Below are 11,955 nucleotides of genomic sequence, written 5' to 3' on the forward strand. Positions count from 1 at the left end.
AATTTTTTAGGATTTATATTTGATTATGAACGTAGCGAAGTAATTCGCTACGTTTGTTTTTTCTAAACTTTGTAATGTTTATAAAAAACCCCCTAATACTATTATTTTTTCTTTCGGTTTTCATCTTATCCTGCCATAAAAATGGCGTTGATAACCCCTTATTTTCCTTGCAAAAAAACAAGGACATCGGGATCAATTTCGTAAACCAGCTAAACGAGCAGGACCGTACCAATGTATTTACCTTTCGTAATTATTACAACGGGGGCGGTGTTGCCATTGGTGATATTAACAATGATGGTTTAAATGATGTTTACCTCACCTCTAACCAGGGCGGCAATCAACTCTATCTCAATAAGGGTAATTGGAAATTTGAAGATATTACGGATAAGGCCGGTGTTAAAGGTACCAAATACTGGAGCACCGGGGTAACCATGGTGGATATCAATGGTGATGGCTGGCTGGATATTTATGTATGCCATAGCGGCAATATTATTGACAGGAAGGGTAATGAACTTTTCATTAACCAGCACAACGGTACGTTTAAAGAAGAGGCCGCAAAATATGGGCTGGTAGATAACGGACTCTCCACCCAGGCCATATTTTTTGATTTTGATAACGACGGTGACCTGGATTGCTTTATTCTGAATAATTCTTTCCGGCCAATTGGGTCATTTGATTTTAGCAAAAACCTGCGCAGCGTGGTCGACCCGCTTGGCGGCGCCCGCCTATATCGCAACGATAGCGGCCATTTTACCAACGTGACCAAAACGGCGGGCATTTTTAGCAGTGATATTGGCTTTGGACTTGGCGTTTCTGTAGCAGATGTTAATAACGACGGCTACCCGGACATCTATGTTTCCAATGATTTTTTTGAACGGGATTACCTGTATATCAATCAAAAGAACGGGACTTTTAAAGAAGACATCCAAAACGAAACCGGGCACCTGAGCCTGGCCTCCATGGGGTCGGACATTGCGGATATTAACAATGATGGCAACCTGGATATTTTCACTACCGAAATGCTCCCCGAAGGCGACAAACGTTTAAAGAAAATGACCTCCTTCGAATCTTTCGATGTGATTAAACTAAAACAGCACGATGGTTATTTTAACCAGTACATGCAAAATTGCCTGCAACTGAACAATGGCGACGGAACTTTTTCTGAAGTGGCCTTTAATGCAGGCGTAGCCGCTACCGACTGGAGTTGGGGCGCGCTGTTCTTTGATATGGATAACGACGGCTGGAAGGATATTTTTGTATCCAATGGCATATATAAGGATCTTACTGATCAGGATTACATTGAGTTTTTGGGCAACCGGGAGAGCATGGATAAGATCGCGGAGAAGAAATCTTTCGATTACAAAGACTTTACGGATAAAATGGTATCAACCCCGCTATCCAATTATGCTTTCTCTAACAACCATAACCTCACTTTCAGCAACAAGGCTAAAGAGTTTGGGCTGGATGATCCCTCATTTAGTAATGGCGCGGCCTACGGCGATCTGGATGGGGATGGTGATAATGACCTGATTGTTAATAATGTTAACTCACCGTTGTTCGTTTACAAAAACAATGCAGAGCGGCTGAAGAACAATTTTATACAGGTAAAATTACAGGGCGATAAATTTAACCGTTTTGGTGTGGGCAGTACTATCAAAGTATTTGCAAAAGGGGAGTCGCTGGTTTATTACCAGCAGCCTACACGCGGCTTTCAAAGCAGCACTTCGCCTAATTTGATCAGTATTGGGTTAGGTAAAGAAAATAAGGTGGATTCGATCCAGGTCATTTGGCCCGGCGGTAAGTATGAGGTGGCCAAAAATCTGGCGACCAACAAAGTTCATACTTACAGCATAGCCAACGCAAAACTCACTTACGATTTTACTAGAAAAACAGTTAAGCCGCTGTTTACCGAAACCGCCAAAGCGCTGTTTGATTCGGTTCCGGCACATGCCGAAAACGGTTTCATTGATTTTGATAATGAACGGCTGATGCTACAAATGCTTTCTACCGAAAACCCTTACATGGCAAAAGGCGACATCAATAAAGATGGCCTGGCTGATTTTTATTTTGGTGCGTCTAAAGATGCTGCAGCGGCTATTTATATTCAGAAAAAAAATGGCAGCTTTCATAAATATGTTCCAAGCGACCTGGGTACACAAAGTTACCTTGAAAATGCTGGCGCAGCCTTTGGGGATTTTGATGGCGACGGTGATGAAGACCTCATCATTGGGGTAGGCGGCAACGAGGATGAAGCAGGCTCAAGAGTTTACTTACCTCGTTTTTACGAAAACGATGGCAAGGGCAACCTGCACCGTAATCCGCAGAAATCATTAGCGGCAGCTGTAAATGCATCGGTATTAATGGCCTGCGATTATGATAAGGATGGGCATTTGGATCTGTTTATTGGCGGACGGAGTGTACCCGGTATTTATGGGGCCTCTCCGGAGTCTTATGTGTTTCGTAACGATGGTGCCGGGCATTTTACCGATGTATCTAAACAGGTTTTGGGCGGGGATACTAAATTGGGCATGGTGACGTCCGCGCAATGGGCAGATCTGGACGGCAACGGTTACCAGGACCTGGTAGTTGCCGGCAACTGGATGGGGATCCGGATCTTTAAAAATACCAGGGGCAAATTTACCGAAGATAAACAACTTGAAAAATACAAAGGCTGGTGGAGCAGCCTGGCCGTTGCCGATGTGAACGGTGACGGCAAGCCGGATATTATTGCAGGTAATATTGGCCTGAACGTAAAATTCAAAGCCTCATTTGAGGACCCGATGAAAATCTACATTAAAGATTTTGACAAGAATGGCACTAAAGAATGCATTACCTCCATGTACAAAAGCGATCACGTAAACTACATCTTCCACATGAAGCCTGATTTGGTTGGCCAAATGCCTTTGCTAAAAAAGAAGTATTTAAAATACAACGATTATGCAGGCAAGCCATTTAATGAGATTTTTCCGGATGATCAGTTGGAAGGGGCAGAAGTACATGCGATGAACTGGCTGGCCTCAACCGTGTTTATGAATGAAGGAAGTAAATTCGTAGCTAAACCATTGCCTTACAACCCGCAGCTTTCCAGTGTGAATACCATTGTGTGTGATGATATTGATAAAAGCGGTTTGCCTTCCATTATACTGGCCGGTAATTTTTACGGGTTTAAGCCGGAAGTGGGCCGTTTGGATGCCAGTCACGGGCAAATTTATAAATATAGTAAAAGCGGATTTGTGTATATTTCGCCATCACAAAGCGGGATGGATCTGTCGGGCCAGGTGCGCTCTTCGCTGACGATCAAAAACAGCCGCGGCGAAAAATACTTTTTATTCGGATTGAATGATGACAAGCTTAAAGCCTATAAATTACGTTAAGCTGCCATGCTGAAAGTTAACTTTTACAAGCATTTTCTATTGATCTGCGGGGCCGCGCTGCTCTGCTGGGGTACATCCTGTAAATCAAAAAAAGCAGGTGACGGCATTTTTAAGCTGGTAGCACCAGAAGACAGTCACGTTGATTTTGTAAACCAAAATAAGGTAAGTGATTCTGTCAACATACTCGATTACCTGTACTTTTATAATGGGGCAGGAGTAGCCTCGGCCGATTTTAATAACGACGGCCTGCCGGATCTTTACTTCTCCTCTAACCAGGGAGAAAACAAATTGTACCTGAATAAAGGCGGCCTCAAGTTTGAGGATATTACCAAAAAAGCTGGCCTGGCCGGTAAAGGCAGCTGGAAGACCGGCGTTACTGTGGTAGATATCAATGGCGACGGCCTAAAGGATATTTACGTATGCGTAGTGAGTAACTTTAAGGGCTTTAAAGGTAAAAATCAGCTATACATCAATAATGGTGACTTAACGTTTACCGAGCAGGCTGCAAAATACGGGCTGGATTTTGCCGGCTTTAGCACGCAGGCTAGCTTTTTTGATTATGACAAAGATGGCGACCTGGATATGTTCCTGCTTACTTCGTCGGTACACAGTAGCGACACCTATGGCGATTCCACCCAACGCTTTAAATACAGCCACGATGCCGGGGATCATTTGTTTAGGAATGATAACGGTAAGTTTACCGATGTTACCCAGGGTTCGGGGATTTACTCCGCCCCGGTAGGCTATGGGTTGGGCCTGAGCATTGGCGATTTAAATAACGATGGCTGGGACGATATTTACGTAAGCAATGATTTTTTTGAACAGGATTACTATTATGTAAACCAAAAGAACGGAACCTTTAAAGAGCAATTGAAAAGTGCTTTTGGGCATACCAGCTTGTTTTCCATGGGAAATGCCATCAGCGATGTTAATAAGGATGGGCACCTGGATGTGATTAGTACGGATATGCTGCCCGAAGAAATGAAGGTGCTTAAATCTACCATTAATGATGAACCGCTGGATATTTATAACCAGGAAGTTAATGCCGGATATTACTACCAGTATTCTAAAAATAGCCTCCAACTCAATGTAGGCAACGGTACCAAGTTTGTGGATTTGAGTTTGTATTCGGGTGTTTCGGCTACCGACTGGACCTGGTCGCCATTGGTGCAGGATTTTGATATGGATGGCCGCAAGGATCTTTTCTTTAGCAACGGTATTAAAAAACGGCTAAACGATATGGACTACCTTAAATTCCTGGGCGACCCTGCCGTGGTGAAGGATTTCAAAACCAGCAGATTTTTTGATAAAGAAAAAATTAACCTGATGCCTGATGGGCAGGTGCATAACTTTTTATACCACGGCGGCGACAAGCTGAAATTTACAGATATCTCTGAAGGGAACGATATGCGAGACACCACAGAGTCGGCAGGTGCGCTGGCTATCGATCTGGATAACGATGGCGACCTGGATATGGTGGCTAACAACATGGATTCGCCGGCCTCTATCTACCAAAATATGACGATGGAAAACGCGGGTGACAGCAAACCAGCCTATCTCAACTTTAGTGTTAAGTACACAAAACTGAACCCGGACGGTATTGGCACCAGGTTTTTCCTGCGCTCAGCAAAGGAATTGGATCACCAGGAAATTCAAACCAGCACGGCTTATGAAAGCACCCAGGGCAATAACCTCACTTTCACTTTCCTGCCCGGCGATAAGCCGTTGGAATTAATGGTGGTGTGGCCGGATAATTCCTACCAGATAATTAAAAGTTTCAGTACCAATAAGAAAACAGTCATCACCTATAATAAAAGCCAAACGCAAAGCACCACAGATTTATCCACCTTACTAAACGATTATCTTAAAGGTGCGCAACAATCTAGTTATGTGCCTGTGAAGGCTTCCGTACTGGCAGATTTGCAGCAATATGACACCCCCGATTTTAACTACTATAATCTATTGCCCCATACTTATTTACCGCATACACCGGCTATTGCGGTGGCTGATGTAAATAACGATGGCCTTGGCGATATTTATGTAGGCGGTATTGCCGGCGATGATAAATATATTCTGGCCGGTAATAAAACCGGTGGTTTCACCAAAATTAAGGTAGATGCATTTTTAGCAGCCAAACCAGCAGGCGATACCGAGGCACAATGGATAGACGTTAACAACGATGGGCTGCCGGATCTGTTAATAATGAGTGCCAATCATCCTTTGGCAGAACCTGATAAACGCACCCAGCCACGACTTTATATCAATAAGGGCGACTTCAAATTCGAATATAAAGCCCTGCCAAAGCTCAACAATGCAGTTGCAAAGTTATTTGCTTATGATTTTAATGGCGATGGTTTGCAGGATCTGTTTTTTACCGCGGCGGTATCATTTACAGATTATACGCGGGCGGCAACGGCAGAGGTGCTTTTAAATAAAGGGATGGGCAATTTTATGGCTGCCCCTGCGGGGACTTATAAGAATATTAAAGGGATACCCTACGTAACCAGTATATCGGCAAATGATGTGGATCATAACGGAACGCCCGATATCGTTGTCACATCTGAGTGGGCACCGGTACAGATCTTCCTCAATAAAAACAATAAACTAAGTAAATTTACATCGGCATTGCTTGATGGTGCAAAAGGCTGGTGGCGTTCTGCTGCCATAACCGACCTGGATGGCGATGGTAAAGCCGACCTAATTGCGGGCAACTGGGGCGAAAACAGCAAGTACAATGTAACCGCCGAACAGCCGCTGTATGCCTATAACAAGGATTTGGATGAAGATGGTAAGAAAGACTTGATATTGTCCTATAATTACAAGGGGAAATACTACCCCTTCCGCCCTAAGAATGACTTGGAGCAGGAACTGCCGTATTTAAAAAAGCAATTTCTGAGTTTTCAGAAAATGGCTGATAAAACTACTGATGAAATCTTCCAAGATCAGTTAAGTGATAGTGGCCGCCTGGTTGCCAATGAATTCCGTAGTGTATTTATCAGCGATGTGCTGCACGCTAAAACAGTAAAGGAATTGCCTTATTTGTATCAGCAAGCGCCCATTAACTCAGTCACGCCACTAAATAATGGTGATGTACTGCTCAACGGCAACTTTTGGGGCGTAGTACCTTACGAAGGTAAATATGATGCTTTAGGGCTGGTAACTGCACATTATAATAAGCAAAGCAAAAGCATTTCGGCACCACAGTACTGGGTAAACCCGCTGTTTAATTTCCAGGAAATGACAGCCCCGCAAGCGATAAAAACTGCCACCGGCAAATCTTTTATCGTAGCAACTTACGATGGAAAGCTATTGCTGATAACACCCTGATCTGATTTGGTAATTTGCCTGCAAAACTAAATCTCCTGTCCGGGGGGAAATTTAAGGGCCCTGAAATTAAAAAATAGGCCAGTAAACTTTAGTTACCCATTTGGCTGTATCTTTTTCTATGCTGCGGTCTGTCACCATCAATTCAAAAGGCATAGCCGGAGATATCAGGCTGTGATCTTTCTGGTAGTTTTTCAGCTGTGTAAAAGCATTATCTATGGTATGCCTGCCGCCTTTTACTTCAGTTTCTAAAATATTTCCGCCAACATTCATCCGGTTAATAACGTTTCCCTGCCCGGGTGCAATTTCTTTGTTAACAGGTATAGCCACCATAACTTGGTATCCTTTGTCATCCGCCTGGTTAATGTTGAGCATCGGCTTATTGGTTTCTTTCGCGTTTTGTGCCGCTATTTGTTTACGCAGGCCCGTTACCAGCGCCTCAATCACCGCCATAGACGGTGCGCTTTTGCTGACGGTATTGGTTGCCAGCATAATCCCGTCTTTTACTTTGGCCACCTTTACATTGATGCCGTACAGGTTTTGGTCTTTAACAACAAACTGTTTAAAAGCAGTCAGGATGGTATCCATACGTTTCTGTTCCTGTTTTATTCTGATGAATTCCAGCACGCGCTCAATGGGGTTAAGGCTGCTTTGTTTCTGGGCGGTCCATTCTACAGCGGTAGATCCATCATCTAAAGCAAAGTAGCTCAGTTTGCCGGCCAATTCAATTTTGCCCGTGTTGGTAGTTAGCGCTACATAGCTGTTGGCATCTTTGGTGATGGTGTAACTCTTGCCGTCGTAGGTAAACAGGTCGCCGTCGGCGGGATTATGCTGCCCGGGCCACCATTTTGGCCAGGCTTGTTTAATCATTAAAAACCGGGACACGTTTACATCAGTAACATCAACGTTAACTGTACTTTTAGCCACAATAAACTGGGGAACTATAAAATAAGTACTGATAATGCCGATTAGCATCAGGCCGAGTACTAACAGAGCAGGTTTCTTCATAAAAAAGTTTACAGTTTAAATTTGAGTAAGCTAAAGCGCTTTTAGGTGATGCAAAAGTAACTAATTCGGGCACTTAAAACCGAACAGTTTTTATGTTGAATGATATCCTCAAAAACCCCTATATTAGCCTGTAAACAAAGAAAAAACCAATTCTGTACCGCTGCCCGCCGGCGGGTTGTTTTGTTAAACCAATAGTTAATGATGAACCGTATCCTGTTATTAATTACAGGTGTAATGCTGCTGATTACATCCTGCAAGAAATCTGACTATCAAAAAGTTACCGATAACCCCGAGCTTTACCGGATCACGGTAAAAAGGCTCAATGATATCGTTCTCGAAAATAATTTTCCGCCCGTGATTGCATCGCGTAATTACGCTTACGCCAATATCGCGGCCTATGAGGTGATTGCGGCCAGTGATCCAAAGCATTTCCGGTCCCTGGCAGGGCAGATTAAACATCTAACCGCTATCCCGGCACCGCCAAAAGACAAAGAGATTGATTACAAATTTGCATCGATATTATCATTTTGTGTGGTTGGTAACGCGGTTACTTTCCCCGAAGGCAGTATGGAAACATATGTGGATGAGCTGAAGCAAAAGGCTAAAGATGCAGGGATGCCATCGGATGTTTTTAAAAACACCGTTGCCTATTCAGATTCGGTTGCGAAGCATATCATGAGCTGGAGTAAAAAGGATAATTATGCCCAAACCCGCTCCGCAAGCAAATACACCGTAAAACGTACCGATGGCCGCTGGATCCCCACGCCGCCCATGTATGCCCAGGCACTGGAACCACACTGGGGAGAAATCAGACCCTTGGTTTTAGATTCTGCATCGCAGATACCCGCACCTGAGCCGCCACCCTATAACATGACTGATAAACACAGTAAGTTTTATAAAGAGCTAATGGAGGTTAAAACCATGGTAGACAGCCTTACCCCGGAGCAAAAACATATGGCCGATTTTTGGGATGATAATGCTTTTAAACTGAATGTTATTGGTCATGCCTCGTTTGCTACCAAAAAGTTTTCGCCCGGAGGCCATTGGATGAATATCGCCGGCTATGCTACCCGGTTAAAAAAAGCCGATTTCGGCACCACTGTAGCCGCCTATACCGAAACGTCCATCGCCTTGTTTGATGCTTTTATCAATTGCTGGTATGTAAAATACCAGTCCAACAGCGTACGGCCCGAAACAGTGATCACCAAATTGATCAATCCGGATTGGCGACCATACATCCAAACGCCTCCATTCCCGGAATACATCAGTGGGCACGCAGTAATCTCTTCGGCAGCTGCGGAAGTTTTGACCCATGATTTTGGTGACGATATCGCTTATACCGATTCCTCTGAATCTGAATTCGGCATAGCACCGCGTAAGTTTAAATCGTTCAGGTTAGCGGCCAAGGAGGCGGCGATGTCGCGGGTATATGGCGGCATCCATTACAAAAACGCTTGTGTTGAAGGTAATGTGCAGGGGCGAAAAATAGGCGGTTTGGTGACTGGAAAATTATATCTGAAGATAAAGTAAACTGTTTGTTAATGAAAAGAATTACAACCCTCTTGCTGCTCATCAGCGCTTGTACCCATATAAATCTGCATGCCCAAAGTATTTCTCCATGGGTGATCAAGGCCGATAAGATCGATCCGGCTAATTATTACGGCATCACCGTGGCTAACGGAATGATCGGTATCGTATCGTCTCCGGAGCCTTTTAAGGTGAAGAATGTGGTGCTGGCCGGTGCGTACGATCTGTACGGTCGTGGCCGGGTTAGCAATTTTTTAAATAGCTTTAATCTGCTGAACATGTACCTGGAGGTGGACGGCAAACGCCTTGATGCCAAATTGGTAAGCAACTTTAAGCAGGAGCTGGATATGCAGCATGCAGCTATGACCACCACTTTTGATTATGCAGATAAAGCCAGCATTAAATACACTTATTATTCTTTAAGGCAACTGCCGTTTACCGTGTTGATGGATGTGGCCGTAACTGCCAGGAAGCCGATCAACATCACCGCAGCCAGCGTAATGGAAGCGCCCGACGCGTTGAAACAGGTAGAGAATTATTATAACGAGATAGACCGGCCGCATGTCACCATCAGCCTGTTAACCTCTACGGCCAAAAGCCCCACCGGTAAATTGCAGTTGTGTGCGTCCACTTCTTTTTTATTTAACGAGCCGCACGGGCAGGAACCCAGGGTGATTCACGAGATGTGGGATAATAATATGCACCTGATGAAGTTTAGCCGTCAAATTGGGGCAGGGCAAACCTACTCCTATGGCGTAACAGGTTCGTCTATCACTTCAGCCCATCACCCCGACCCGCTGAACGAAGCCGAACGCCTAACCATTTTTGCATTGCTGGAAGGAAAAGACCGACTGATCAAATTCCACAACCAGGCCTGGGATGATCTTTGGAAAAGTGATATCCAGATAGAGGGCGACCCACAGGCGCAGCAGGATGTACACAGCATGCTATACCACTTGTATTCTTTTTCCCGCGAGGGTTCTGCCTTATCGCCATCCCCAATGGGATTATCAGGCCTCGGTTACAATGGCCACGTTTTTTGGGACACCGACCTGTGGATGTACCCGGCAATGCTGGTGCTGCACCCGGAAATTGCCAGATCAATGGTGGAGTATCGTTTTGAGCGATTGGAAAATGCCCGTAAAAATGCGTTTTCGCATGGTTTTAAGGGTGCAATGTTCCCGTGGGAAAGTGCAGACAGCGGGGTAGAGGAAACACCGGTATGGGCCTTAAGCGGACCATTTGAGCACCATATTACAGCAGATGTGGCCAACGCGGCCTGGAACTATTATTGCGTAACGCAGGACAAAGAATGGCTGCGCGAAAAAGGCTGGCCGATCCTATCAGCTACGGCCGATTTTTGGGCAAGCAGGGTGGAACGCAACGGCCCCGGGCATTACGATATTAAAAATGTGGTTGCGGCTGATGAATGGGCAGAGAACATTGATAACAATGCCTTTACCAATGCAGCCGCGCAGGTGAATTTAAAAAATGCTACCGCGGCTGCTAAGATCTTAGGTGTTAAGGCCAATCCGGATTGGATGAACGTGGCGCAAAATATCCCTATCCTGAAAATGGAGAACGGCGTTACCAGCGAATTTGCAACTTATAAAGGCGAAGGCATTAAACAAGCCGACGTTAACCTGCTGGCCTATCCTTTAAAAACTATAACCGATCCGGTTCAGATTAAAAAAGACCTGGAATATTACGAAACCCGTGTGCCAAATGAAGGCACCCCGGCCATGACACAAGGCGTATTTGCATTACTGTATGCACGCTTAGGCAATGGCGAAAAAGCTTACCATTGGTTCAAAGAAGCTTACGAGCCAAACCTTAATCCGCCGTTTCGCGTAATTGCAGAAACAAAGGGCGGCACCAACCCCTATTTTGCAACCGGGGCAGGGGGAATTATACAGGCGATAGTAATGGGCTTCGGCGGGGTAGATATTACACCAGCTGGTATTGTGCAGGTAAAAAGCAAACTGCCTGCAAACTGGAAGTCGTTAAAGATAACTGGGGTTGGGATGAATAAGGTGACTTATACAGTGAAGTGATCAATAGCTTGTTGTTCAGAACGTCCCTGCGAGTATTAATAAGGAAGACTAAAAAATATAATGAGGGGGCACCTACGGAGCCTGTAACAGACATGATTTATGCACTATAAACACGCGACTCCTCCGGAGTTGGAAAGAATGTGAATATCTGACTCCTGAGGAGTCGCATGTTTGTGGTAACTAGTAAGCCAAAAGATTGGTTCCGGAGGAGCCCCCTCCATTTAATTTTATATACACTTTCCCTGTGAATAAGAGTTGACTTACTATATAATGACGTTGAGATTGAACAGGTAAGCTATCACCATGCACTTTAAATCGATACAGCCAGCAACATTCGCAGCTCCAAAATGTTAACCATACAAAATGACTAATAATTCAACTGCTCCCGCACTTAGCATTAAAGATATCGATCGCGTTATAGAAATGGCCTGGGAAGACCGTACTCCTTTCGACGCTATTAAAATTCAATTTGGTTTATCCGAACAAAAGGTGATTGACCTGATGCGTCGCGAGATGAAATTATCCAGTTTTAAGATGTGGCGCGCCAGGGTACAGGGCAGGCAAACCAAACACACCAAATTACAGGTGGAAGGCACCGACAGGTTCAAATGTAACCTGCAAAGGCAAATTACCCTGAATAAGATCAGCAAGAGAAAATAAAATCCCGG

6 protein-coding genes are annotated in these 11,955 nt (G+C 44.6%); 5 read left to right on the forward strand and 1 reads right to left on the reverse strand.

Annotated elements, in window-relative coordinates; translation table 11 throughout:
• The first annotated feature begins 74 nt into the window (after positions 1–74).
• Positions 75–3,374, forward strand: a complete 3,300-nt coding sequence (locus A0256_11570) for a hypothetical protein (GenBank protein AMR32011.1) — start codon at positions 75–77, stop codon at positions 3,372–3,374.
• A gap of 6 nt (positions 3,375–3,380) precedes the next feature.
• Positions 3,381–6,701, forward strand: a complete 3,321-nt coding sequence (locus A0256_11575; GenBank protein AMR32012.1) for a hypothetical protein — start codon at positions 3,381–3,383, stop codon at positions 6,699–6,701.
• Between the two features lie 66 nt (positions 6,702–6,767).
• Here the strand turns inward: A0256_11575 and A0256_11580 are convergent, their stop codons facing one another.
• Positions 6,768–7,706 (reverse strand): hypothetical protein, encoded by a 939-nt coding sequence (locus tag A0256_11580; protein ID AMR32013.1) that lies wholly within the window; start codon positions 7,704–7,706, stop codon positions 6,768–6,770.
• A gap of 201 nt (positions 7,707–7,907) precedes the next feature.
• Between A0256_11580 and A0256_11585 the strand changes: the two genes are divergently transcribed.
• The 3 genes from A0256_11585 to A0256_11595 all read left to right on the forward strand — a co-directional run bounded on the left by A0256_11585 (position 7,908) and on the right by A0256_11595 (position 11,947).
• The gene (locus A0256_11585; protein AMR32014.1) at positions 7,908–9,236 is read left to right on the forward strand and encodes a phosphoesterase PA-phosphatase; all 1,329 of its coding nucleotides are present in this window, start codon (positions 7,908–7,910) and stop codon (positions 9,234–9,236) included.
• An 11-nt stretch (positions 9,237–9,247) separates the two neighbouring features.
• Complete coding sequence (locus tag A0256_11590; protein AMR32015.1) at positions 9,248–11,287, forward strand: glycosyl hydrolase family 65; 2,040 nt, start codon at positions 9,248–9,250, stop codon at positions 11,285–11,287.
• A 363-nt stretch (positions 11,288–11,650) separates the two neighbouring features.
• A complete protein-coding gene (locus tag A0256_11595) occupies positions 11,651–11,947 on the forward strand; it encodes an RNA methyltransferase (protein ID AMR32016.1) in 297 nt (98 codons plus the stop codon).
• The last annotated feature ends 8 nt before the right edge of the window (positions 11,948–11,955 follow it).

Source organism: Mucilaginibacter sp. PAMC 26640 (genome assembly GCA_001596135.1).
GTDB lineage: Bacteria > Bacteroidota > Bacteroidia > Sphingobacteriales > Sphingobacteriaceae > Mucilaginibacter.

Coding starts and splice junctions, on each gene's coding strand:
- A0256_11595 (AMR32016.1), top strand. CDS start 11,651: ATGACTAATAATTCAACTGCTCCCGCACTTAGCATTAAAGATATCGAT.
- A0256_11580 (AMR32013.1), bottom strand. CDS start 7,706: ATGAAGAAACCTGCTCTGTTAGTACTCGGCCTGATGCTAATCGGCATT.
- A0256_11590 (AMR32015.1), top strand. CDS start 9,248: ATGAAAAGAATTACAACCCTCTTGCTGCTCATCAGCGCTTGTACCCAT.
- A0256_11570 (AMR32011.1), top strand. CDS start 75: ATGTTTATAAAAAACCCCCTAATACTATTATTTTTTCTTTCGGTTTTC.
- A0256_11585 (AMR32014.1), top strand. CDS start 7,908: ATGAACCGTATCCTGTTATTAATTACAGGTGTAATGCTGCTGATTACA.
- A0256_11575 (AMR32012.1), top strand. CDS start 3,381: ATGCTGAAAGTTAACTTTTACAAGCATTTTCTATTGATCTGCGGGGCC.